Below are 24,003 nucleotides of genomic sequence, written 5' to 3'. Positions count from 1 at the left end.
GGCCGGACCTGTCGGCTACGCGTATTCAGGTCGCGAGCAGTCCGCGGCCGAACCAGTCCTTGCTGTCGCGGACGCCGGCCAGGACGAAGGAGTAGCCGCCGCCTGTGGGAGAGCCGCCGCACGTCCTGCCGGCAGCAGCGGCACACCAGGCCCATGTCGAGGTTGCTCCGCGCCCCGCCACGGTGAAGGGCTTTCCCCTGCATCCCTACGAATCGGTCTCAATCCGGGTCAGTGCTTGGGTGTTGATGGTGCTGGGGCGATCATGTGGCCATGCACCGGCCGCTCAGCCTCCACCTCCCCGAGTGGTTCACGGCCGACGACTCGACCCTGAACGTTGCGCTCGTCTACCCGATGCAGGGGCCTGCCGGAATCTTCGGCCCGGCCTGCGAGGCATGCGCGCGGCTGGCCGCCGAGGAGGTCAACAAGGCGGGCGGGGTGCTGGGCAAGGAACTGCGGCTGCTGGAGGTGGACGGCGGGGCCGACCCGCACAAGGTCGCCGATGAGGTCGATGCCCTGGTGGCGACGGGTGTGGTGCACGGTGTGACCGGCTGGCACATCTCCTCGGTCCGGCAGGCGCTGGCACCGCGCATCGCCCACCGCGTGCCGTACGTCTACACCGCCCTGTACGAAGGCGGGGAGCACACCGACGGCGTCTTCATGACCAGCGAGACCCCCGACTGGCAGCTGCTGCCCGCCATGCGCCTCTTGGCCGAGACGCGGCAGGTGCGGCGGTGGTTCGTCGTCGGCAACAACTACGTCTGGCCCCGGCACACCGCCCGGGCCGCCCGTCGTTACGCCCGCGCCTGCGGGGGCGGCCAGGTCTGTGGCGAGGCGTACCTCCCGCTGGGCGCGGAGGACTTCCATGAGGTGCTGCGGCGCATCGAACACACGGATGCGGACGGCGTGCTGATGCTGCTGGTCGGCAGTGACGCGGTGCGCTTCAACCGGGCCTTCGCCGCCTCCGGCCTCGATCAGCGGTGTCTCAGGCTGAGCACGCTGATGGACGAGAACATGCTGATGGCCAGCGGCCCGGAGGCGACCGGTGACCTGTTCAGCACGGCGGGCTTCTTCGCCTCGCTGGCCAACCAGGACACCTTGGACTTCCACGGCCAGTATGCCGGCCGCTTCGGATTCGAGGCCCCCGCTCCCGGCAGCCTCGGCGAGTCCTGTTACGAGGGGGTACTGCTGCTTGCCTCGCTCATCGAGCGGGCCCGCACGCTGGACGTCTCAGCGATTTCGGCCGCCGCCGAGACCGTCTCCTACGAAGGGCCGCGCGGCCTGCTCCGCCTCCATGACCGGCATGTCCGCCAGCGCATCTATCTGGCGGAGGCGGACGGGCTCGACTTCAACGTCCTCGTCCAACTGCGCTCTCCGTACGATGTGTTGTGACTCTGGCCAGACCGGTGTCCCGGCTCTCCAGGGCCTCGGCCAGTCGTGCGAGCGGGCCGGCCAGCTCTTCGTCCGCCAGTAGTTGCTGCAGGTCCCCCCAGCCCGAACGCACTTCACGAACCAGGAGCTGCCAGCGTTGCTTGCCCCGTGGGGTGAGGTGGGCCAGGATGCGGCGCCGGTCGGCGGGGTCGACGCGGCGGAAGACCAGGTTCTGGTCGACGAGTTGGTCGACCAGTTTGGTGAGGCTCGGTGCCGGCAGGAACGCGTGGTCCGCCAGGGCCGTCATGTTGTGGCCCTGTCCGTCGGACAGCAGGTCGAGCACTCGCCACGCCTCCACGGAGCAGTCGAACTCGTCCAGTACGGACTGCACTTGGCGTACGGCGAGACGTTCGGCCCGTGTCAGCAGGTAGAGCAGTTCCTGGGGCTGCCTCGCCATCGTGCTCCTCCGCTCGTACCGTCGGCCGGTGCCCAGAGCCTACCTGTGATCGCCCAGCCCTTGACAAGGGGAACCGGGAAAACTGATCCTTTCCACAGGAAGCATTAATTGCCGCCATCGCGATGCCGTCAAGCAGGCATCTCCAGTGGCGGCTTCTGTGTTTTACCTCGAAATTTCACTTCCGCTGGAAACCATTCTTCAATTGCGGGGAAACGCACCGGAAACAGTTTCCTCGCAGGCTGTGGTCGCACTTCAGCGACCAGCCCGGACGCCACCCCGGAACGGCTGGGGAACCCGTGCGTCAACGCCGCCGCTTCTGAAGCGTGTCCCATCCATTCCCTCCCGAGGCTCTCCCCGAGCCATTCCGCTCTCTTTCACAGTGCCCTTCGGGGCAAGGAGGTTGTGCATGTCCGGGCTCAGCATCAGCAGACGCGGTCTTCTGGCCGGCATATCGGCCATCGGCGCGTCCGCCACCCTCAGCGCCTGCGGCGCCAAGACCGGCAGTGACACGTCGTCGGGCTCCGCCGCCACGGCGGACACGTCCGGCGACACCGTCAAGGTCGGCCTGCTGAACTCCCTGTCGGGCACGATGGCCATCAGCGAGGTCACAGTCCACAACTCCCTGCTGCTCGCGATCAAGGAGATCAACGCCGCCGGCGGTGTCCTGGGCAAGAAGCTCAAGCCGATCAGCCAGGACGGCGCCTCCGACTGGCCCACCTTCGCCGAGAAGGCCGAGGCTCTGATCACCGACGACAAGGTCGTCGCCACCTTCGGCTGCTGGACCTCCGCCAGTCGCAAGGCCGTCAAGCCGGTCTTCGAGCGGTACAAGTCGCTGCTCTTCTACCCCGTCCAGTACGAGGGCCTGGAGCAGTCGCCGTACATCTTCTACATCGGCGCGACCACCAACCAGCAGATCGTCCCCGCCCTCGACTACCTCAAGAAGCAGGGCCTGACCAAGCTGTACCTGGTCGGCAGCGACTACGTCTTCCCGCGCACCGCCAACAAGATCATCAAGGCGTACGCGAAGGCCAACGGCATGGAGGTCGTGGGCGAGGACTACGCGCCGCTCGGCTCCACGGAGTTCGGCACCATCGTCAACAAGGTCAAGGACTCCGGCGCGGACGCCGTCTTCAACACCCTCAACGGTGACAGCAACGTGGCCTTCTTCAAGGAGTACAAGTCCTCGGGGCTGACCGCGAAGAGCATGCCGGTGCTCTCGGTCTCCATCGCCGAGGAGGAGGTCAAGAGCATCGGCACCCAGTACCTGGAGGGCCAGCTGACCGCCTGGAACTACTACGAGACCACCCCGGGCGCGGCCAACACCAAGTTCGTGGCCGCCTACCAGGCGGCGTACGGCAAGGACAAGCCGACCTCCGACCCGATGGAGGCCGCCTACATCTCCCTCTACCTGTGGAAGGAGATGGTCGAGAAGGCCGGCTCCTTCGACGTGGCGAAGGTGAAGGCCGCCTCGGACGGCATCGAACTCGCCGCCCCCGAGGGCAAGGTCACCGTCGACGGTGTCACCCAGCACGTCTACAAGACCGCCCGGATCGGCAAGGTCGGCTCCGACGGCCTGATCACCGAGGTGTGGAACTCCGGCAAGCCGATCAAGCCGGACCCGTACCTCAAGGGCTACTCCTGGGCCTCCGGCCTCTCCTGAGCCACACCCCCACCGGTGAACCCGGCCCCTTCACGGGGCCGGGTCACGGCGATGGCAAGCCCGCACTCCCGTCCCCGACCCGGAGCCGACCTCATGACGGTCATCCTCAACCAGTCCTTCACCGGCATCAGCATCGGTGCCGTCCTCCTGCTCATCGCGCTCGGCCTCACCCTGACCTTCGGTCAGATGGGCGTGATCAACATGGCGCACGGCGAGTTCATCATGGCCGGCGCCTACACGACGTACGTCCTGCAGAAATCCATCAGCAGCGCCGGCCTCTCACTGCTCGTCGCGCTGCCGGTCGCCTTCCTCGTCGCCGGCGCCATGGGCGCGCTTCTGGAGTGGCTGCTCATCCGACGCCTCTACACCCGGCCCCTGGACACCCTGCTGGTCACCTGGGGCGTCTCGCTGATGCTGCAGCAACTCGCCCGTGACGTCTTCGGCGCCCCCAACGTGCAGACCGCGGCCCCAGACCTGCTCACCGGCAACATCTCCCTGGGCGGCGGCGTCACCTTCGCCAGCAGCCGGCTGTTCATCCTCGGCCTCGCCCTGCTGAGCGTCCTCGCCCTCACGCTGATCCTGAAGCTCACCCCGCTCGGCCGCCGTATCCGGGCCGTCGTCCAGAACCGCGACCTCGCCGAGGTATCGGGTATCGCCACCGGCCGGGTCGACCGCGTGACCTTCTTCATCGGCTCGGGCCTCGCCGGAGTGGCCGGCGTCGCGCTCACCCTGGTCGGCCCGATCGGCCCGACGATGGGCACCAACTACATCGTCGACGCCTTCCTCGTCGTCGTGGTGGGCGGCATCGGCCAGCTCAAGGGCAGTGTGATCACCGCCTTCGCACTCGGCGTGCTCCAGTCGGTCCTCGAGTACTCGACGACGGTCAGCGTGGCCAAGGTCATCGTGCTCGTGGCGATCGTCGCCTTCCTCCAGTGGCGACCCCAGGGCCTGTACACACTGCGCACCCGGAGCCTGGCATGACGACGACAACGACAGCCCCCGTCACGACGCACCCCGTCCCGCTGCTGGAACGCCTCCGCGTCCCCAGCGGCTTCGTCATGGGTGCCGTCCTCCTTCTCGGTGTCGCACCGCTGGTCCTCTCCGACTTCCGGCTCTCCCTCCTCGCGAAGTACCTGTGCTACGCGATCGTGGCCGTCGGTGTCAGCCTGGCCTGGGGGCGGGGCGGGCTCATGGTGCTGGGCCAAGGCGTCTTCTTCGGCCTGGGCGGCTACGCCATGGCCATGCACCTCAAGCTCACCGACGCCGCCGCGACGGGCGAGACCCTCCCGGACTTCATGCAGCTCTACGGCACCGGCGACGCTCTGCCCTGGTGGTGGAAACCCTTCGCCAACCCGGCCTTCGCGCTCGCCATGACCGTGCTGCTGCCCATGGCGGTCGCCGCCGTCCTCGGCTTCTTCGTCTTCCAACGCCGGGTGAAGGGCGCGTACTTCGCGATCCTGAGCCAGGCGCTGGCCGCCGCCCTGTCCATCTGGCTCATCGGGCAGCAGGCCACCACCGGCGGCACCAACGGCCTCACCGGCATACAGGGCTTTTTCGGCTACTCGCTGGACGACCCCGTCAACCAGCGCATGGTGTACTTCGTCATCGCGGCCGTCCTGCTCCTGCTGATGGCTCTGGCCCGCCAGCTGTTCGTCAGCCGCTACGGCGAACTCCTCGTCGCCGTACGGGACTCGGAGGAGCGGGTGCGCTTCCTCGGGTACAACCCGGCCAACATCAAGCTCATCGCGTACGTCGTCGCGGCCGGCATGGCGGGACTGGCGGGTGCCCTCTTCGTCCCGGCGGTCGGCATCATCTCCCCGGCGCTGATCGGGGTCGTACCGTCCATCGGGTTCGTCATCGGTGCCGCGGTGGGCGGTCGTGCCTCGCTGGTGGGCGCGGTGCTCGGAGCGATCGCCGTGGCCTGGGCGCAGAGCACGCTCTCGGACGAGTTCCCCGCCGCGTGGACCTATCTCCAGGGCCTGCTGTTCGTCGTGGCGGTCGGCTTCCTGCCCGGCGGCCTCGCCTCCCTGAGCGCCGTCCTTCGCAGGCGCCGTCCCCGTACCGGTACTCGTACGACTGGAGAGACAGCATGAGCGGCGAGGGACTGACCGTCCGCGACCTGCGGGTGACGTTCGACGGATTCACCGCCGTCGACGGCGTCGACCTGGACATCCGCCCCGGCGACCTGCGCTTCCTCATAGGCCCGAACGGTGCCGGCAAGACCACCCTGGTCGACGCGGTCACCGGCCTGGTGAAGGCCACCGGATCGGTCCGCTTCGGCGACGAGGACCTGTTGGGCCAACCCGTGCAGAGGATCGCCCGCATGGGCATCGGCCGGACGTTCCAGACGGCCACCGTCTTCGAGGAACTGACCGTCCTGCAGAACCTCGACATCGCCATCGGCGCCGGGCGGGGAACGTGGACGATGCTGCGGCGCCGCAAGCACATTCCCGAGCAGGTCGCGGAGGCTCTCGAGATCACAGGACTGGCCGAGCTGCGCGATCGCCCGGCAGGCGTCCTCGCCCACGGGCAGAAGCAGTGGCTGGAGATCGGCATGCTGCTGGTCCAGGACGTGAAGCTGCTGCTGCTCGACGAGCCCGTCGCCGGCATGAGCCACGACGAACGCGAGGCCACCGGTGACCTGTTGCGGCGGGTGAGTGAGGACCGCACGGTCGTCGTCATCGAGCACGACATGGACTTCATGCGCTCCTTCGCCCGCAGCGTCAGCGTCCTGCACGCCGGCAAGGTCCTCAGCGAGGGCACCGTCGCCGAGGTCCAGGCCGACCCTCGCGTCCAGGAGGTCTACCTCGGGCGCGCCTCCGTGCCCGAATCCGCCCCCGCCACTCCCGTGGCCGTCGCCGAGGAGGCGTGAGACCCGTGCTGGAACTCAGCAACGTGCAGGCCGGATACGACCGCACCACGGTGCTGCACAGCGTCAGCGTCTCGGTCCCGAAGGACGGCGTCGCCACCGTCCTGGGCCACAACGGCGCAGGCAAGAGCACCCTGTTGCGCGCCGCCATGGGCCTGATCAAGCCGAAGGGCGGCAGCATCCTGCTCGACGGGGAGGACATCACCCGCCTCGCCCCGCACCAACGCGTCGCCCGTGGCATGGCCTACGTCCCCCAGGGTCAGCAGTCCTTCCCTCACCTGACCACCACCGAGAACCTCCAACTCGTCGCCGACGGCCGTGCGGACGGCAAGGACGCGACAGCCGAGGCCCTGGACCTCTTCCCCGTTCTGCGCGAGCTGTCCGGCCGCCGCGCCGGACTGCTCTCCGGCGGTCAGCGCCAGCAACTCGCCATCGCCCGTGCCCTGATCACCCGCCCGAGGCTCCTCCTCCTCGACGAGCCCACGGAGGGTATCCAGCCCTCCGTCGTCGCCGAGATCGAGGAGACGATCCTCGCCCTGACCAGGCGCGGCGGCCTCTCCGTCCTTCTTGTTGAACAGCACGTCGGCTTCGCCATGCGTGCGGCCCAGCACTACTACGTGCTCGAGGCGGGCCGCGTCACGTCCTCCGGCGAGGGCGGAACGGGAGCCGAGCAGACCGTACGGGCCGCACTCAGCGTGTGACACCCGGTCCGGCCGGTGGATGCCGACTTCGAGCCCCATGAGGGCCGCGACCCTCGAGGCGTCGGTGCCCAGGGTCAGCACGTGCGAGGCCGGCGCGACGGCGAGCAGACCGGCGCCGATCGCGACCAGCAGGGGCAGGAGTATGCCCAGCAGTGAGCCGAAGGCGACATAGGAGGATGTCGGCGGCGATCAGCCCGATCGCCTCGATGTTCCGCGTCTCGCCCTCGGCCGCGGGGCTGATGGCCTGGCAGCCGAGTTGCACCTGCAGATCCGCGTCACGCGCGGCCTGGGCGGTGTCGATGACCTGGGTGACACGGCGGCGGTATCCGGTCGGCCGCGTCGAACGGCACCGTCACGTAGGCAGTCCTGCCGTCCGACGTTGTGAAGCTGACGAGGTTCGGCGTTCGTCCAGGCACTCATACCCGGTGACCAACCGTCGTCGCAGCCCTCCGAGCGGCCATGTTGTGCAATGCGAAATTTAGTGTTGCAGACGTGGTGTCATGCCGCGCGCACCTCCTACATTGCCGTCTCAACACAACGGTCCTCATCGGGCAAAGCGCCCCCCACCGGCCGGAACACCGCTGTTCCGGCGCCGCGGGCCTCGCGAAAGACCGCTCCCGACCTCACCAACACCCGGCCACTCGGTCTGGCCGGCGTCTCCCGAACGAACTGAGGAGCTTCCATGAACGCAGGTTCTGTACGCGGTGCGGTGGCAGTCGCAGCGTCCTTGTGTGCGCTGGCCGGTATCAGCGCGTGCGACGTCCAGTCCGACAGCGCCACCGCCAAGAGCGGCACGAGTGCCTCCGCGGTGACGGCCAAGGACCTCAAGGTCGGCTGGTCGACCATCTACCTGACCCCGTCGTGGATGCAGCAGACCCTGAAGATGATGGAAGGCGACGTCACCAAGCTGAAGTCGGCCGGCAAGGTGAGCGCGTTCAAGACCTTCAACGCCAACGGCGACACCTCGCAGCAGATCGCGCAGATCCGCGCCATGATCCAGCAGAAGTACGACGTGATCATCGTCGACGCGGGTTCCTCGACGGCGCTGAACCCGGCGCTCGAACAGGCAGTCGCGGCCGGCATCACCGTCGTGGGCTTCGACTCCCTGCCGACCAGCACGAAGGTCATCAGAGTCGGCACCGACCAGAAGGCGTGGGGCTCGATGATGGCCACCTGGCTGGCGGACAAGCTGAAGGGCAAGGGCAGCGTCATCGCCATGAACGGCCCGGCCGGCGTGGCCGTCAGCGAGGACCGCTGGGCCGGTGCCGCGGCGGTCTTCAAGAAATACCCGAACATCAAGATCGTCAGCAATGTGCACAGCGAGTACAACCTCGCCCCGGCCGCCCAGGCCTTCGCGTCCGCCTACTCGGCGCACCCGGACATCGACGGTGTCTTCTCGCAGGGCGGCGCCCTGTCGGCAGCCGCGCTGCAGACGCTGGTCAAGCAGGACAAGAAGCTCGTCCCCATCACGGGCGAGAACTACAACGGCTTCCTGAAGATGTGGAGTTCCCACCGGAAGGACGGCTTCTCGTCCCTCGCCACCGCCCAGCCCAACTACCTCGCGGTCATCGCCCTGGAAGCGGCGGTCGCCAAGCGGGAGGGCGTGTCCGTCCCGCAGGACATCACCGTCCCGCTCCCCGAGATCACCGACAAGAACCTGGCCGACTACGTGAAGCCGGACCAGCCGGACGACTCGTACCCGATCAACGACCTGCCGCAGTCCGAGATCGACAAGCTCATCGGAAAGTGACCATGGCGCCGTTGCTGAGCGTGGAAGAGCTGTCCAAGTCGTTCGCCGGGAACCAGGTGCTGCGGGAGGTGAGCTTCACCGTCGAGCCCGGAGAGGTACTGGCGCTCGTCGGTGAGAACGGGGCCGGCAAGTCCACCGTGCTCTCCCTCGTCACCGGGCTGCTGACGCCCGACTCCGGCCGGGTCGTCCACGACGGCGCTCCCGTCACCCGGGCGTGGTCTCCCCACCGCGCCCGGGCCGCCGGGATCGGCTCCGTCCACCAGGAGTTGACCCTCAGCCCGCACCAGAGCGTCGCGGAGAACATCTTCCTCGGCGCCTGGCCCAGCCGGCGCGGTCTGGTGCGGGCCCGTGACCTCGCGGCGCGGGCCCAGCCCCTGCTGGAGCGTGTCGGCCTGGACGTCGACCCGCGCACCCGGGCCGGTCGCCTGTCGCTCGGCCGTCAGCAACTGGTCGAACTGGCCAAGGCGCTGGCCGGCGAACCGCGCCTGCTGATCCTCGACGAGGCGACCTCGGCACTCGACGAGGAACAGGTCGGCGCCGTCTTCCGGGTCGTACGTGAACTGCGCGAACGCGGCGGCTCGGTGATATTCGTCAGCCACCGCATGGCCGAACTCTTCGCCGTCAGCGACCGGTTGACCGTACTGAAGGACGGCGCGGTGATGGCGACACGGGAACGGGAACTGACCGACCACGACGACATCGTGCGGCTGATGGTGGGGCGTGAACTCTCGGCCCTCTTCCCGGCGAAGGCGGCCGGGCCCACCGGTGAGCCTCTGCTCCGGGCCCGCGACCTCACCGTCGCCCGCGCGTGCTCCGGCGTCGACCTGGACCTGGTGCCCGGCCGGATCCTCGGCCTCGGCGGACTCCAGGGCCAGGGCCAACGCGAGGTGCTGCGCGCCCTGTTCGGCCTGGCCCGCCACACCGGACAGGTCACGCTCGACGGGCGGTCGGTACGGCTGCGGTCGCCGCGTGACGCGATCCGCCACGGCATCGCCTACGTCCCCGAGGACCGCAAGACCGAGGGCGTGCACACTGCGCGCAGCGTCCGCGACAACCTCGCCCTGCCCAGCCTGCGCACCCTCGCCCCGGGGCGCCGCCTCACCACCGTCGACCGAGCCGCCGAGACCCGGCTGGTCGGTGAACTGACCGAGCGGTTGCAGGTCAAGGCCACCTCCCCGGCGCAGGAGGCCCGCCGTCTGTCGGGCGGCAACCAGCAGAAGGTGGCGCTGGCCAAGTGGCTGCCGACCGGGCCCCGTGTCCTGCTGCTCGCCGAACCCACGCGGGGCATCGACATCGGCACCAAACGCGAGATCTACCACCTGCTGCGCCGCCTCGCCGACGACGGCCTGGCCGTGCTGGTCACCTCGGGAGACACCATGGAACTGGTCGGCCTCTGTGACGAGGTCGCGGTGCTGTACGAGGGCACGATCGTGGACCGCCTGACGGGCCCGGCCCTGACGGAGGAACGCCTGGTACGGGCCTCGGTGATGGGCACGGCCGCGAACGTGCCGCCGGACCCGGACCCGGGCCTCGACCCGGTTTCGGATTCGGACCCGAAGACAGAGCCCGGGAGTGTGGCCCATGCGTGAACGGATCACGTCTGCCGCCCGGGGAAACACCGACCTCGTGGGACTGCTCGTCCTCCTGCTGGCGGTGCTCGTGGCCTACCAGCACTACGACTCCAGCCTGTTCAGCCCCGCCTCCGTCACTATCCTGTCCGCGCAGTTCCTGCCGCTGATCCTGGCCGCCGCCGGGCAGACGACCGTGATGCTCCTCGGGGGCATCGACCTCTCGCTGGGCGCCGTACTCGGGCTTGCCATGGCCGTGTTCGCCACGTACGACGCGCACAGCGCGGGCGGCGTGGTGGCCGCGGCTGTCGCCGCCCTGTGCGCGGCCGTCGCGGCCGGTGCGGTCAACGGGACACTTGTGGCGTACGCCGGTCTGCCCCCGATCGTCGTGACGCTCGCCGCGTCGTTCCTGTGGAGCGGCGTCACGCTGATCGTCCTGCCGCAGCCCGGGGGGCATGTCCCGGGCGGGCTGGTGAACGCGTACAACAACGGGTGGAACGGCCTCGCGGTACCCGCCTTGGCCGTCGCCCTCGTGCTGGCCGCATGGAAGGTGCTGCGCACCACCCGGCACGGGCTCGCCCTCTACGCCGTCGGCGGCAACGAACACGGCGCCTACGCCAGCGGTCTGCACACCCGCGGTACGAAGATCGCCGGATACGGGCTGGCGGGCGCGTTCACCGGACTCGCCGGAATCGGACTGGCCGTGCAGACCGGCTCGGCGGATCCCACCATCGGCACGCCTTACACGCTCAACTCGATCGCCGCGTGCGTACTCGGCGGCATCAGCTTCTTCGGCGGGGTCGGCCGGATGCGCGGCACCGTCCTGGGCGCGCTGGTCATCGGTCTGCTCACCAACCTGCTGCTGTTCACCGGGATCTCGCCCTTCTACCAGCTCATCGTGCAAGGAGTGATCCTCGTGGTGGCGCTCGCCCTGAAGACGTACCTCACTCGGGAGGCCGCCGTATGACCGGCGTGACGGGCACGATCCGCACGGATGCGGTCGTCGCGCTGCGCGGCAGCCGCGCGGCCTGGGCGTTCGGCGTCCTCGCGGTCACCTGGCTCGCGGCGATCCTGTTCGCGGACGGCTTCGACAGCGTCTCCAACGTCCGCTACCTGGTGCAGACGGCGTCGTTCCTGGGCATCGTCGCGGTCGGCCAGACCCTCGTCGTGATCATGAGCGGCATCGACCTGTCGGTGTCCGGCGTGGTCGCCCTGTCCGCGGTCGTCTGCGCCAAGGTCGCCTCCGGTACGGGCGGCGGCGCGAGCGGAATCATGGCGGCACTGGCGCTGAGCGTGCTGGTGGGCGCCGTGAACGCGGGCGGTGTGGTGTGGCTGCGGGTGCCGCCGATGGTGATGACACTCGCCACGGGCACCATCCTGTCCGGCGCCCTGCTCGTGTACACCGACGGCTCACCCAGTTCGGCCCACCTGCCCCTGCTCGACTCGCTGTCCAACGGCCGACTGCTGGGGGTGCCTTGGGCGTTCGTGCTGTGGCTGGTCGCCACGGCCGTCGCCGGCTGGCTGCTGCACCTGTCCCGCACCGGCCGGTACGCGTTCGCGCTCGGCGCCGGCGAGGACGCGGCCCGCGCCTCCGGAGTGCCGCTCGGCGCGACGGCGTTCACCGCGTACGTGTCCTGCGCGCTGCTCGCCGGAGTGGCCGGACTGGTGCTGCTCGGCTTCACCGGAACCAGCTCGCTGACGATGGGCAATCCGTACCAACTCCTGTCCATCGCCTCCGTCGTGCTCGGCGGCACCTCCATCCTCGGTGGCCGGGGCCACCTCCTCGGCACGGTCGGCGGCGCCCTGCTGCTCACCCTGCTGACCGCGCTGCTGATCTCCTGGAACCTCTCGGAGGGCGTGCGCCAGGTCGTCCTCGGCGTGCTGATCATCGGCCTGCTCCTTGTCTACGCGAGGGAGCGCAGGACATGACGTCCCCGGCGTCCCAAGACGCGACCGACGCCGTACGGGACCTCGTCCGCGATCTCGTGCGCATCCCCAGCGTGAACCCCCGGGGCGCGCCGGGCGACGGGGGAGAGACGGCGGTGGCCGCCCATGTACGGGACTGGCTGGGCCGGCACGGCGTACGGGCAGAGGTGCACGAGGTGCTGCCGGGACGGTGCAACGTGGTGGCCGTCGTTCCCGGCCGGGACCCGGCGGTGGTGCTCCTCGAATCGCACCTCGACACGGTCGAGACGGACGGAATGACGGTCCCGCCCCACGACGGCGAGGTCCGCGGCGGCCGGCTGTACGGGCGGGGTGCCTGCGACGCCAAGGGGCCGCTCGCCGCGTTCATGCTGGCCGCCGCCGAACTCGCCCGTGGCGGGCCGCCGCCGCTCACGGTCGTCCTGGCCGGGGTGTGCGACGAGGAACACGCCTACCGGGGTGTCCTGCACCTGCTCGAAACGCTGGCCGACCGCCGTGTCGTCGGCGCGCTGGTCGGCGAGCCCACCGGGTTGGTGCCGGCCACCGCCCACAAGGGCGTCGTGCGCTACACCGTTCGCACCACGGGCCGGCCGGGGCACAGTTCGCGGCCCGAGGAGGCGGTCAACGCGATCTTGTCGATGGCCCCGGTCATCGCCCACCTCGCCGCCACGCGCCCGGCCGTGGCACCGCACCCGCTCCTGGGGCCCGCCACCCGTTCGATCACCCGTGTCCGTGGCGGCACGGGTCCCAACACCATCCCCGGCAGCTGTGAGATGGACATCGATCGCCGTACGCTCCCCGGCGAGGACCCGGAGTCCGTCTGGGAGCAGGACCGCGACGAACTGACCGCCCTGGGCACCGAGGTGGACCCTCCGTTCACGGTCGACCCGGCCCTGGACACCCCGCCCGACACCCCTGTGGTCACCGCACTGTGCGATGCCCTCGCCGCCCACGGCCGTCCCCGCGACATCCAGGGCATGCCTTTCGGTACGGACGCCAGCAAACTGGCCCGGGCCGGGATGCCGTCGGTGGTGTTCGGACCCGGCTCGGTGACGGATGCCCACGCGGCGGCCGAATCGGTGGACCTGGCGGAGGTGGAACTGGCCGCGCGGATCGTGGTGGCCGCGATCCGCGAGACGGGGAAGCGGCTCCACGAGAGTTCATTCTCCTCCGTGGACGTCCCGCCGCCGACGCGAGCCCGCAAAGATCCCTCCGCGGACGACGCCCGGCCGCGCGCGGCCGCCGACAAGCCGTCGCAGGAGCGAGCCCGCAAGGTCTCCCACGCAGATATCCCGCCGCAGTGGCGGCGGCCATGCAACTGACCGACCACGTCCGTCTCCTCGCCAGCGGCGCCGCCGGGTTCGATCTCACCGACCCGCTGGACTGCCACGTCTACCTCGTGCGCGGCAGTCGCCGCAGTGTCCTCATCGACGCCGGCGCCGGCCGCTCCGCGCTCAGCATCCTGCGGAAAGCGGGCAGCACGGGCACCCAGCCGGACCACCTCCTGCTCACCCACGGCCACGCCGACCACGCGGGAGGAGCCGCCGCCCTCGCCGAGGAACTGCCCGGACTGCGCGTGCTGGCCGGGGCCGCGGCGGTGCGCTGGATCGCCGCGGGCGACGAGCGGGGCCTCAGCGTGGACAGGGGCAAGGCTGCCGGGGTCTACCCGGCCGACTACGCCTTCCGGCCCTGCCCCCGCGTCGAACCCCTCACCGACGGCATGCAAATCGATCTGGGCGGCGGAGTTGTCGTCCGGGCCGTCGCCACCCCCGGCCATGCCGACGGCCACACCTGCTACCACCTGCGGACCCCGGCCTACCAGGCACTCTTCTCCGGAGACTGCGTCTTCACCGGAGGACGCATCTCGTTGCAGAATCTGCATGACTGCCGCGTGCCCGCGTACGCCGACAGTCTGCTGCGGCTGGCCGCGCTCGACGTCGACGCGCTCTTCCCCGGCCACCACGAGGTCTCACTCGCCCGGGCCGGGAGGCACCTGGCCACCGCCCGCGACGCCGTCGCCCGCGGCCTGCTGCCGAGGAGTACGACATGACCGCACCGGTCCACCGCAACCAGGCCACCTCGCTGCGCCGCGCCCTCACCGTCCTCGAGTACATCCGCGATCACGCCGGCACCGGCCGGGGCATGTCACTGACCCGGATCGCGGAGGATCTCGGCATCAACAAGAGCACGGTGCTGCGTCTCGCCTCACCTCTCATGGAGTCCGACCTGCTGGTCCGCGACCGCGAGACCGGTTGGTTCCGGCTCGGCCACGGCACCCTGCGGCTCGGCCAGGCCTACCTGTCCTCACTCGACCTGCGGACCGTCGCAGCCGAACCGCTGCGGCTGCTCCAGCACATGGTGGGGGAGACCTGCCACCTCGTCGTCTACGAACCGCCGGACGTCGTCTACATCGACAAGGTGGAGAACGAGACCAACGTCCGCATGGGCTCCCGCATCGGCAGCCGCGTCCCCGCCTACCGCACCGCCGTCGGCAAGGCCATCCTCGCCTGGCAGGGCGAGGAGGCGTTCCGCGTAGTGGTGGCCGCCGGAATGCCGCCGGTCACCGCGCACACGGTCACCGACGCCGAACGACTGCGCCTCGAACTCGACCGGGTCCGGCGCCGGGGTTACGCGATCGACGACCGGGAGAACGAACCGGAGGTACGGTGCGTCGCCGCACCGGTCTTCGACCACACCGACGCGCCGGTCGGCGCACTGAGCGTCTCCGGCCTCACCACCCGGATGACCCCCGCCCGGGTCCGTGAAGTCGGCCCCATGGTCGTCCGCATCGGCATGGAAATCTCCCACGTCCTCGGCTCCTCCCGCGGACGGGACCGCGACCAGCACAAGGCTACCGACCACTGAAGGCCTTACGGCCGACCGCCCCCTTGGCCCCCGCCCTCCGCCCCTGCCCTCCGCCCCGGAAAGCGACAGGATCGATCCCCATGCACCCCAGCCCACGGACGTCCCCGGTGCGCTCGACACCCCCGGCCGTTCCGGCGCCCCCGTCGACGTCCTCCGTCTACACCTTCGTCGAAGACCTCCGCGCGGAGGGCACGGACGCCGTCCTCGACCGGGTCCTCGGCACATACGACTGCGACACCCTCACCGTCGCCGCCGCCTATCACCGCGCCCGCGACGTCACTCCGCACGGTCCCACCCGGGTCACCCTTCGGCAGGACGGCACCCACTTCCCGCCGCCGGCCGACCTCTTCGACGGAGTGGGCCTGAAGCCGCCGGTGCAGCCCGGCGCCGAGCGGGAGCCACTGCGCGAACTGCGCCTGCGTACGGCGGAACGCGGCGCCGCCCTGCACGGCTGGACCGTCTTCCTGCACAACACCACGCTGGGCCTCGCCCGCCCCGACGTCACCCAGGAGAACTGCTTCGGCGACCGCGCCGCCCCGGCCGATCTGTGTCCCGCCAACCCGGACGTACGGGAGTACGCCGTCGCGCTCGCCCGTTCCGTGGCCCGGCAGGGGATGGACGCGGTGGTGTCCGAGTCACTGCACTTCGGCTCCTTCGGCCACGGCTACCACCACGAACGCAGCTTCGTACCGCTCGGCCCCGTGGAGGAGTTCCTGCTCGGCCTGTGCTTCTGCCCATCCTGCATCGAGCGCGCCGACAGCGCGGGAGTGGACTCCGCCGCGGCCCGCGCCGAGGCCACGCGCACCGTCGGTCGGCTGCTCGACGGCGCCGACCCGCTGCCGAACGCCCTCGTGCTCGGGGAACTCGCCGACCTGGCCGGGGAGTTCGTCGCCGCGTATGTACGTACTCGCTGCGACACCGTCACCTCACTCGCCGCTGCCGTGGCCGACGCCGTGGCGAGCGAGGGATCTCGGCTGGTCTTCCTCGATCTGACCGGCGCGGTCAAGGGGTATGCGGACGGCCTGCCGACCGGCGCGCTCGCGGCCGAAGAGGCCTGGCGGATCGGTGTCGACCCCGCGGCGGTCGGGGCCGTCGTCCCCGCCTACGCCATCCTCGCCTACGCCCGCGACCCGGCCCGCGTCGCGGCCGACACCGCCGCCTACCGGGCCGCCCTACCGGACACCTGCACCCTGCGGACCGTACTGCGCCCCGGGGCACCGGACACCGCGTCCGCCGACGCGCTCGCGGAGAAGACGGCAGCGGCCACCGGTCCCGGACATGCGGACGCCGTGGACTTCTACCACTACGGTCTGCTCCCGTACCCCGTGCTGGACCGCATCCCCACAGCACTCAAGGCGCGCGGCTGACGCCACGACGCGACGGGTCGGCTGCGGACCCGGCAGGCGGACGGCCCGTCGGACGACCGGCGTACGTCCGTCATCGGCTCCCCAGCCCCGGCGACCGCCGATTTCCAACCGGGTGGGTCCCGCTCCGTTGAGGCCGGAGGGCGGCCCCCTGACACGTTTTGGGGCTCCAGGTACCCCATGGGTCTCCGCGGGCGCGCTCCCACGCGCCCGCAACGGGCTGGGACTCCCTCCTGCCGAGCAGCTCACCTCAGCAATGGGTGCCGGCGGGCGAGGCACCCTCGCGGATCGATCCGCTGCGCGAAGCGTACGACCGGGCAAGCCCGCCGGACGGAAGCGCAGATGGCCGAACCGGCCCAGGGCGAGGAGCGTGGACCGCCCTGCCGCGAACACCTTCGACGTCCACCCGGTACTGCATCTCGCCCGCGCTTTTCATGGCGTGGCCACACCGTTGGTCCGTAAAGACACGGGCGGGTCGCAGGTCTGAGGGCTACTGCGGCTCCGCTGCTCGCGCGTTCGGTTTCTCGTGGGTCCCGCGCCGTGCGGGGGCATGTCGGCGACTCCGACCTGTGGCGGGGCAGGTGATCAAGGTGCTGTCGGCCTCTGTCCCGGCACCCAGTGGCCCGAGCCGGCGGGATCGACTCCGTGCCTCCCTGAGGCCGTCTGACGCCTGCGCGCTCGGGACGCGAGGATGAGAGCCGGCTCGGCACCTGCCCGGAAGTAACGGGATGTGCCCCCATGGCGACAGCGCCGACCGGGACCCGGAATTCCGGAGCCCGGCCGACGGTCGTACCGTGGCGGACGGGCGGTCAGGAGTTGAACGGTGTGGATCCGTCGGCCGCGGCGATGCGCCACAGGTGGTCGGCCGTGCCGTTGTCGTCCCACTGCACAACCTGGGCCCCGGTTGCGGTGGACATGTCCTGGATGCCCAGAGCCATACCGCTGTTCTTGTTGATGATCTTGCAGTAGCCGCCGCCCGCGTCCACCACGGACCAGAGGTGGTCGGCGGTGAGCGTGTCACCCCACTGCAGTGCGGTGGCGCCGGCGGTCCTGGAGGCGTCCTTGATGCCGAGCACCTGGCCGCTGTTGGCGTTGAAGATCTTGTAGTAGCCGTTCTCGGCGGGAACGATCTTCCACTGGTGGTTGGCCGTGGCGTCGGCCGTCTGCTGCTGGGCGGCGCCTCCCGCGGCGATCGACGAGCCGGAGATGCCGAGCTCCAGGTTGCTGTTCTTGTTGACGATCTTCACGGCCGGTGTCTCCGGGTACCAGGACTCCAGCTCGGTGACGCCGACGAACTTGCCGGCCTGGGGGGTGAGGACGACCCGGAACTGGGAGGTCGTGATCGTCGGGAAGGTCACCTCGTTGGCGTTGTTCGCGGCCGGGTTGGCAGGGCTCTTGGTCTGGTTCGGGACGTTCACCCACGAGCCGTTGCTGAGGTACTGGACGGTGTAGCTCGCCGGGACGCGGATGTTCGCGCCGTCGTCGTAGGTGTAGAACTTCACCTCGTTGATCTTCCGAGGGGCGCCGAAGTCGACGCCGAGGTGGTCGGTGGCGTTCGGCGAGCCGGAGTTGGTCCATCGGTCGTCGGGGATCTTGTCGTAGCGGATCCAGCCGTCGGTGGCCCGCAGCGGGGCGTCGAAGGTGGTGGGCTTGCAGGTCTGCCCGCTGTGGCAGTGCGGACCGTTGGAGACGGTGTTGGTGTAGGAGGCGAAGGCCTTCGGGTAGGGCTGGGTGATGGTCCGGCCGAGCCAGTCCTGCTCGGCGGTCAGCGGGTTGGCCGCCACGTTCATCAGCCGGGTGGCCGGTGCCGGGGTGACGGGGGCGGCCACGTTCACGGTGGTGTTGGCGAGCGTCGACGACTGCTGGATGCGCTGGCCGTCCTGGAAGATCTGCAGGCCGCTCCCCTTGCCGTAGTGCGTGCCGTCACGGTCCCAGCGGATCGAGTAGGTGTGTCCGTGGTAGGGCAGGGACTCCACCGCGAACCAGTCCCAGCCTGAGGGGACCAGCGGCTTCAGCACCAGCGTGTTGTTGGCCTGCGGCTTGATGCCCAGCAGACCGGTGAGCACCAGGTCGTTGAAGCTGGAGTGGTTGTAGTTCTCGCTGAAGTTGAAGCCGTCGTAGATCCACTGGCCGGTGTCGCCGTCGGCGGCCTCGGCGATGTAGGGCTTGCCGTCCTTGTGCTGGAGGTCGGCGAACTGCGCCAGCATCGTCTGGTAGTCGGCCTTGGTGACGTAGCTCTGCGCCGGGTAGTCCTGGAGCAGGTTCGCCATGCCGGTCAGGACCTGGCTCGTCTGGTACGGCCAGCTCGGGCCGTTCCAGTGGCAGCAGTTGGCGTCGTCACGCTGCTGCGTGGCGGGGATCGCCTGGTAGTCGAAGTACGGGTTCGCCGTGATCCGGTCGAGTTCGGCGAAGCTGGTGCCCTTGGCGAACTTCAGCGTGTTGGCGCCGGCCTTCATCGGGACCTGCACGGTGACGGACTGCGACTCCGAGAACTTCTGCCAGGCCCCGGTGGGCGCGTAGCTGACCGTGATCGGGTTGGCGGTGTCGTCGTTCACGATGAGCTTGTGGGTCGACGTGCCGGTGGTGCCGTTGGCGTAGTGCACGGTCACCGGGTACGTCCCGGCGCCGGGCGCGTTCACGGTGAAGGTGACGTAGCTGTCGTCGAAGTCGATCTGCCCGACGTACTGCCCGTTGGAGGCGGTCGACGAGCTGAACAGGTTGGCGTGGTTGCGGGTGGCCTGCTCCGCCTCGAAGTCGTGCACCCGCTCCAGCGTCGTGGGTCCGAATGGCGCCTTGAACCGCTTGGAGTCGGTCAGGTACTTCCACGCCGACGAGTACTGCGCGTCGGGCAGGTTGAACGCCCACGGGGCGTAGCCCATCAGCTCCCGCCAGGTCGTCCTCGTCTGCTTCAGGGTGCCGTTGCTGGTGTCCGTGTTGTAGACCTGCATGAAGAAGTTGCGCTGCGGGTCCCACAGCGAGTTCTGCACGGCCGACTTGAGCTGCGCGGCCTTGGCGTCGTAATCGTTCGCGGTCGCCGTGTCGCCGTTCAGCGTGGCGATCTTGCTGATGGCCTGGGCGGCGCTGAACATGTACGCGTTGATCGTGGGCCGGTAGCCGCGGCCGCCGCCGAACCAGTCGCTGCTGTGCATCGACGTCTCGGTGTACTCCGTGGCGTCGGACAGCGGGGTCTGGTGGTACAGGTCGCTGGTGGACTGCGTGCCGTTCACCGTGACGTCGGTGTTGAAGTTCGAGTCCCACCGCTTGTACAGCGCGATGAGGTGGGGGAGCGCGGACTTGATCTGGGTGGCGTCCCCCGTGACGAGATAACGCTGGTACGCGGCGCTCGTGATCCACTCGCTGAAGTTGCGGGCGCCCGAGTTGCCGGCCCCGCGCAGCCAGAAGTCCAGGTAGTCACCGGCGTAGTCCCGGTTGCGCAGCCAGCGCCCGTCCAGCAGGTGGTAGCCGGCCGCGTCCGGAAGCGCGGTGTACGGGTTCCCGGCGTAGCCGATCGGCACGTCGTACTCGGTCGACACATAACCCGTACCCGGCACCGTGTAGCGGAGCGCACGCTTGTAGGTGCTCCACCGGTAGTAGTAGACATCGTCGATGTCGTTGTCGGGGGTGTCGAGGAACGGGATGTTGTCCTTGTACCACTGCGGCTCGTCGAGCTGGTTGGCGGCGAGGATCGCGTCCTTGTCGAGCGCGATCGCGTTGGGGTCGTCGGCCGCCTGGGCGGGGGTCGCCCCGGGTCCGCCGGTCAACAGGGCCATGGACAGCGTCGAGCCGCACAGGGCGGCCACCAGGCGGGTACCGGGTCTGGGTCGATGACGCATAGAGGTGTCCTCCATTGGGCACTCATGCGAGATATCCGCCGTTCGAGATATCGAAAGGCGTTCGAAATGCTGCCAGACGGTAATGACGGACGGGAGAGCAAGTCAATAGATCTGGCACGACGAGCCGACAGATCCGCACAGGCCGACGAGAGCGCCGAGCACCAGGGTGTTGACGGCGCCTCTTCCCGTGGCGTACCCGGGGCTGCTCGGCATGCTGCGGGGTCTGTACCCGGCACTGGAGGAGGCGGCCATCAACATGGGCGCCTCCCGGTGGCACAGCCTGCGGACGCTGATACTGCCGCTGGTGGCCCCCGGTCTGGTCGCGCCGTTCCTGCTGCACCGATGCGGTTGCCCGGCCGACAATGCCGGGCACCGTTGAGCCCGTTGTGCGACCAAGAGGGAGGGGATGCCGGCGCTCTCCCCCGGAGGCGCCGGCATGCCGGTCTCAGGTCAGTTCGTCACGCGGAAGGTGGCGTCGCTCCGCCCCGTCGCGGTGGTGATCGGGTCGAGCTTGAGTTCGTACGCGTAGTGGCGGATGTACCGGTCGGGGTAGTTGTACGACTGGAACGACGACCAGCTCGAGTCGGCGAGCCCGGCGACCTGGCGGAAGCTGGCGTCCGCGGCGAACCCGGCGGTGCCGTCGTTGTAGACGAGCTGGAAGTCGAACGCGGAGTGCCGCAGGAAGTGTCCGGGGAAGTTCACCGACTCGAAGGAGACGGTGCCGGAGCCCGCCAGGCCGGGCCGCAGCCGGAACTGCGCGTCCGGGTCGGTGATGTTCTGATCGATGCGCACGTCGAAGTTGGTGTGCCGTACGTACCGGTCCTGGAAGTTGTACGACTGGAGCCGGTTGGCCGCGGTGTTGGGCCAGCGTGCGAGCACACGGCTCTCCTCGGCGGCCGTCAGGTTCATGATCCAGCCGTGGCGCTTTTTCGTGCCGCCCATGTCGTAGCTTCCCGACGCCGGCTTCTGGTAGGTCGCGGGATTGGACGGGTCGGTCGTCACGACCGGCATGTAACCGCCGCTGGTGGCGTACTGGTCGAGGTAGAGCGCCCACTTGTTGGTGCCGTTGAACTTCATCCACATCGGGCCCTCGACCATCGAACCGGTCAGACCGATGCCGGAGAGGTTGCCCAGGTTCGTCCACGTCCCCAGGATCGAGTTGCTGCCCTCGAGGGTGATCTGCCCGTCGCCGGAGGCCCGCACGTAACGGTAGTTACCCACTCCGGAGGGCATCTCGATGATCTGGGTGTCGATGATTTCCTGGCTGCCGGGGCGGTCGATGTAGAGCTGCGGGGTGCTGATGGTGCGGAAGTCGCTGGTGCGGGCGTAGAAGATGCGGTGCTTCGTTGCGCCGTTGAGGGGCACGTTCGTGGCCCAGTACAGGACGTAGTCGTTGGTCTCGGGGTCCCAGATCGCCTCGGGCGCCCAGGCGTTGCGTCCGTCGGGGATCGCGCCGGCGACGTTGAGCAGCCACGGCTGCGACCAGGTGACCAGGTCTGTCGACTCCCACACCACCAGGTTGCGGCTGCCGTCGTTGATGGACTGACTCCACGTCTGCCCGCAGCTGATGCACAGGTCGGTGGCGATGATCCAGTACTTGCTGCCGTCGGGGGACCTCACGAATGCGGGGTCACGCACCCCCTTCGTGCCGACCGTGGAGCGCAGGACCATGCCGCCGCCGTTGAGGTCGTTCCAGTGCAGACCGTCCGTGCTGTGCGAGAGGTACATCTGCTGGTTGGTCGACCCCTCACCGGTGAAGTGCACCATCAGGTAGCCGGGGTCGGCGGCGGCTGCCGGTGTGATCAGGGACTGGGAGGTGAAGAAGAGGCCGACGGCGACCAGTATCGCCGCGACCCGGGTGAGAACCCTTGCCATGTGCGTTTCCTGTCTTTCTGCGGGTGCCGGAACGGGGTGAAAGCGGAGTGTCAGGCGCGTGACCACTGGAGTCGGCGGACGGCCTGTTCCACACCGGCAGATGCGGGAGCAATGCTCATGACAGAGACATCCTTGTGTGGCGCCGCGGAGCGGGAGCGGAGGCGAGTCGGCAGGTCCGGCGAGCACGCCCTTTGTTCGAAATGCCGGACGCTGTTCGTAATTTGGCGAAAAGTTAGGGTGCGGTAAGAGCGGGTGTCAAGAGGGAGAGCCGAGAGGAGCAGTGTTGGTCCGCTGTCCAGGGTCGCCGAGCGCGTGCTGCTGGTGTTCGCCGGTGAGGTGACGTGGCTCGACGAGACCGACGCGGCCGTCGTCGAGTTCGTCGTACGGCGCGTCACGGATGCTCCGATGTCGAGCACGACCTTGCCCGACAGTGTGGCGGCGGAAAAGCCCCTGGTGGGGAGCCGGCGGGATGCTCACCACGAGATCAAGGACCTGCCGGTGCCGGTACGCAAGCCCGGCTGGGTGCGGATCAGGGTGAAGGCGTTCGGCGTCTACGAGTCCGAGGTCACGACCCGCAAGGGAGAGTCGGACGCGGTGGTCACCTATCCGCGGGTTCCCGGCATCGAGGGCGTCGGCGTGGTCGATGAGGCCGGCCGCTCGTACGACGGCGCGTACGCCCAGTACGTCACCGTCCCCGCGGCACAGGTCATCCCGTTCGAGACCACCCTGCCGTGGGACGTGGTCGGCGCGCGCCCGAGATGTTCCAGACCGCCTACGGATCCCTGACCCGCGGCCTGGACCTCAAGGCCGGACAGACGCTGCTGATCCGCGGCGGCACCTCCACGGTCGGGCTGAGCGCGGCGGCGATGGTCAAGGACATCGGCGCCACCGTCATCTCCACCACGCGTCACGCCGGGCGTGCCGACGAACTGCGGGCCATGGGCGTCGACCATCCGATCGTGGACGACGGACACATCGCCGAGAAGGTTCAGGGCCTCGCACCGCAGGGCGTGGACGCCGCGCTGGAACTGGTGGGCTGCACAGCCCTGCCGGACACCTTCGGATGCGTGCGCGTGCACAACACCGTCTGCTTCACCGGCGCCCTGGGCGGCGGGTGGGCCATCCCCGACTTCTCCCCGTTCATGATCCCCAGCGGGGTGCGGCTGACCAGCTACGCGGGCGAGGCCGCCGACCTCCCGGCCGACGTCTTCGCCCATCAACTCCAGGCCATCGCGGAGCGACGCCTCAAGGTCCCGGTCGCGAAGGTCTACCACGGCCTGGAGCAGGTCCGGGACGCCCAGGCCGCCCGCGAATCCGGCACCACGCCGGGCAAGCACGTCGTCGTCCTGGACGACTGAGAACTGATCGCGGGAAGCGACAAGGTCATCGCCGCGAGACCGCCGCCGTCAAGGGTCGTCCTCGCTTCGCGGGCCGCGTAGGCGGCCGGGGTGAGGCCGGTGCGGTCGCGGAAGAAGCGGCCGAAGTTCGCGGGGTCGGTGAAGCCGAGGTGGGCGGCCACCGTCCGGGCATCCCACCGGGCGGCTTCCAGCAGGCGCCGGGCTTCCAGGAGGCGCCGGTCGTCGATGAGTTCGCGTACTCCCTTGCCGGTGGCGTCTTGGGCGGTGCGGCTGAGGGTGCGGACCGAGCAGCCGAGCAGCTCGGCGTAGTCCGCGGCGTGGTGCAGTTCGCGAAAGTGCAGCTCCAGGGCGTCGAGGAAGCGTCCGTACCTGTCGGCGCGGCCGGTGCCGGCCGCGGCCGTGCCGTCGAGGG

The 24,003-nt window shown here is 69.4% G+C and carries 19 protein-coding genes and 1 pseudogene; 16 read left to right on the top strand and 4 right to left on the bottom strand.

What is annotated here, in order from left to right; translation table 11 throughout:
* Positions 1-270: 270 nt before the first annotated feature.
* Entirely contained in the window at positions 271-1,389 is a 1,119-nt protein-coding gene (locus ACIRP7_RS41820; protein ID WP_403671073.1) for a substrate-binding domain-containing protein, read from the top strand.
* Here ACIRP7_RS41820 and ACIRP7_RS41815 read toward each other — a convergent pair.
* Positions 1,346-1,825 (bottom strand): MarR family winged helix-turn-helix transcriptional regulator, encoded by a 480-nt coding sequence (locus ACIRP7_RS41815; RefSeq protein ID WP_403671070.1) that lies wholly within the window; start codon positions 1,823-1,825, stop codon positions 1,346-1,348. The two genes, ACIRP7_RS41820 and ACIRP7_RS41815, sit on opposite strands and share 44 nt — an antisense overlap.
* A gap of 406 nt (positions 1,826-2,231) precedes the next feature.
* Here ACIRP7_RS41815 and urtA point away from each other — a divergent pair, with 406 nt between their 5' ends.
* The 13 genes from urtA to ACIRP7_RS41750 all read left to right on the top strand — a co-directional run bounded on the left by urtA (position 2,232) and on the right by ACIRP7_RS41750 (position 16,528).
* The gene (gene urtA / locus ACIRP7_RS41810; RefSeq protein ID WP_403671067.1) at positions 2,232-3,485 is read left to right on the top strand and encodes an urea ABC transporter substrate-binding protein; all 1,254 of its coding nucleotides are present in this window, start codon (positions 2,232-2,234) and stop codon (positions 3,483-3,485) included.
* Between the two features lie 93 nt (positions 3,486-3,578).
* Positions 3,579-4,466 (top strand): urea ABC transporter permease subunit UrtB, encoded by an 888-nt coding sequence (urtB, locus tag ACIRP7_RS41805; RefSeq protein ID WP_403671064.1) that lies wholly within the window; start codon positions 3,579-3,581, stop codon positions 4,464-4,466.
* Positions 4,463-5,578: an urea ABC transporter permease subunit UrtC gene (urtC, locus tag ACIRP7_RS41800; RefSeq protein WP_403671061.1), complete on the top strand. Its 1,116-nt coding sequence runs from the start codon at positions 4,463-4,465 to the stop codon at positions 5,576-5,578. Before urtB ends, urtC begins: the two co-directional genes overlap by 4 nt.
* On the top strand, positions 5,575-6,357 hold the full coding sequence (gene urtD / locus ACIRP7_RS41795; protein ID WP_403671058.1) for an urea ABC transporter ATP-binding protein UrtD: 783 nt from the start codon (positions 5,575-5,577) through the stop codon (positions 6,355-6,357). Before urtC ends, urtD begins: the two co-directional genes overlap by 4 nt.
* Positions 6,358-6,362: 5 nt before the next feature.
* Positions 6,363-7,055 carry an urea ABC transporter ATP-binding subunit UrtE gene (gene urtE, locus ACIRP7_RS41790; RefSeq protein WP_403671154.1) on the top strand — a complete coding sequence of 231 codons (693 nt, stop codon included), beginning with the start codon at positions 6,363-6,365 and terminating at the stop codon, positions 7,053-7,055.
* Positions 7,056-7,737: 682 nt separating this feature from the next.
* Positions 7,738-8,805: an ABC transporter substrate-binding protein gene (locus tag ACIRP7_RS41785; RefSeq protein ID WP_403671055.1), complete on the top strand. Its 1,068-nt coding sequence runs from the start codon at positions 7,738-7,740 to the stop codon at positions 8,803-8,805.
* A 2-nt stretch (positions 8,806-8,807) separates the two neighbouring features.
* Positions 8,808-10,394, top strand: a complete 1,587-nt coding sequence (locus ACIRP7_RS41780) for a sugar ABC transporter ATP-binding protein (RefSeq protein WP_403671052.1) — start codon at positions 8,808-8,810, stop codon at positions 10,392-10,394.
* The gene (locus ACIRP7_RS41775; protein WP_403671049.1) at positions 10,387-11,340 is read left to right on the top strand and encodes an ABC transporter permease; all 954 of its coding nucleotides are present in this window, start codon (positions 10,387-10,389) and stop codon (positions 11,338-11,340) included. The genes ACIRP7_RS41780 and ACIRP7_RS41775 overlap by 8 nt, the downstream gene beginning before the upstream one ends.
* On the top strand, positions 11,337-12,302 hold the full coding sequence (locus tag ACIRP7_RS41770) for an ABC transporter permease (protein ID WP_403671046.1): 966 nt from the start codon (positions 11,337-11,339) through the stop codon (positions 12,300-12,302). Before ACIRP7_RS41775 ends, ACIRP7_RS41770 begins: the two co-directional genes overlap by 4 nt.
* Positions 12,299-13,618 carry a M20 family metallopeptidase gene (locus ACIRP7_RS41765; RefSeq protein WP_403671043.1) on the top strand — a complete coding sequence of 440 codons (1,320 nt, stop codon included), beginning with the start codon at positions 12,299-12,301 and terminating at the stop codon, positions 13,616-13,618. The genes ACIRP7_RS41770 and ACIRP7_RS41765 overlap by 4 nt, the downstream gene beginning before the upstream one ends.
* Positions 13,609-14,346, top strand: coding sequence for an MBL fold metallo-hydrolase (locus tag ACIRP7_RS41760; protein WP_403671040.1), 738 nt, complete (start codon positions 13,609-13,611; stop codon positions 14,344-14,346). The genes ACIRP7_RS41765 and ACIRP7_RS41760 overlap by 10 nt, the downstream gene beginning before the upstream one ends.
* The gene (locus tag ACIRP7_RS41755) at positions 14,343-15,161 is read left to right on the top strand and encodes an IclR family transcriptional regulator (RefSeq protein ID WP_403671037.1); all 819 of its coding nucleotides are present in this window, start codon (positions 14,343-14,345) and stop codon (positions 15,159-15,161) included. Before ACIRP7_RS41760 ends, ACIRP7_RS41755 begins: the two co-directional genes overlap by 4 nt.
* An 80-nt stretch (positions 15,162-15,241) precedes the next feature.
* Positions 15,242-16,528, top strand: a complete 1,287-nt coding sequence (locus tag ACIRP7_RS41750; RefSeq protein ID WP_403671034.1) for a hypothetical protein — start codon at positions 15,242-15,244, stop codon at positions 16,526-16,528.
* Between the two features lie 806 nt (positions 16,529-17,334).
* Here the strand turns inward: ACIRP7_RS41750 and ACIRP7_RS41745 are convergent.
* A complete protein-coding gene (locus tag ACIRP7_RS41745; protein ID WP_403671031.1) occupies positions 17,335-20,358 on the bottom strand; it encodes an MGH1-like glycoside hydrolase domain-containing protein in 3,024 nt (1,007 codons plus the stop codon).
* 187 nt (positions 20,359-20,545) lie between these two features.
* Here ACIRP7_RS41745 and ACIRP7_RS41740 point away from each other — a divergent pair, with 187 nt between their 5' ends.
* Positions 20,546-20,737, top strand: a complete 192-nt coding sequence (locus ACIRP7_RS41740) for a hypothetical protein (protein WP_403671028.1) — start codon at positions 20,546-20,548, stop codon at positions 20,735-20,737.
* 71 nt (positions 20,738-20,808) lie between these two features.
* On the opposite strand, the gene ACIRP7_RS41735 is transcribed toward ACIRP7_RS41740, so the two are convergent.
* Positions 20,809-22,233: a glycoside hydrolase family 43 protein gene (locus ACIRP7_RS41735; protein ID WP_403671025.1), complete on the bottom strand. Its 1,425-nt coding sequence runs from the start codon at positions 22,231-22,233 to the stop codon at positions 20,809-20,811.
* Positions 22,234-22,683: 450 nt separating this feature from the next.
* Between ACIRP7_RS41735 and ACIRP7_RS41730 the strand changes: the two are divergent.
* A pseudogene (locus tag ACIRP7_RS41730) lies at positions 22,684-23,591 on the top strand (zinc-binding dehydrogenase).
* Here the strand turns inward: ACIRP7_RS41730 and ACIRP7_RS41725 are convergent.
* Positions 23,501-24,003: helix-turn-helix domain-containing protein (locus ACIRP7_RS41725; protein ID WP_403671022.1), on the bottom strand; the 503-nt coding region annotated here is incomplete at its 5' end. The pseudogene ACIRP7_RS41730 and the gene ACIRP7_RS41725 sit on opposite strands and share 91 nt — an antisense overlap.

It is taken from the genome of Streptomyces sp. NPDC102270, assembly GCF_044766405.1.
Taxonomy (GTDB): Bacteria; Actinomycetota; Actinomycetes; order Streptomycetales; family Streptomycetaceae; genus Streptomyces.
This window is presented reverse-complemented; position numbering and strand designations above follow the sequence as displayed.